The sequence below is a fragment of the Erwinia sp. PME.40.26/001 genome (genome assembly GCF_055556675.1).
Genome location: NZ_JBVHNP010000292.1, coordinates 1 through 255 on the forward strand (window position 1 = coordinate 1; position 255 = coordinate 255).

General features: G+C 75.7%; 1 protein-coding gene. It reads left to right on the forward strand.

Annotated elements, in window-relative coordinates:
- Window positions 1-42: 42 nt before the first annotated feature.
- Window positions 43-255: hypothetical protein (locus ACZ3HG_RS24240; RefSeq protein WP_465335006.1), on the forward strand; the 213-nt coding region annotated here is incomplete at its 3' end.

Below are 255 nucleotides of genomic sequence, written 5' to 3' on the forward strand. Positions count from 1 at the left end.
GCGGACAAGGGCGCGGATGCGTTCGTGCGGGCCTGGGGGGCGGTGCGGGCGCGGTGCCCCGGGTGGCGGGCGGTGATGATTGGGGCCGACCGGTATGGGCCGGACAGTCCGGAAACGTCGTTTTTGGCGGCGTTGCGGCGGGAGGCGGCGGCAAGCGGGGTGGTGATGACGGGGTATTTGCCGCGGCCGGCGGTGCTTGGGTGGCTGGCGCGGGCGGCGGTGGCGGTGGTGCCGAGCCGGTGGCCGGAGCCGTTC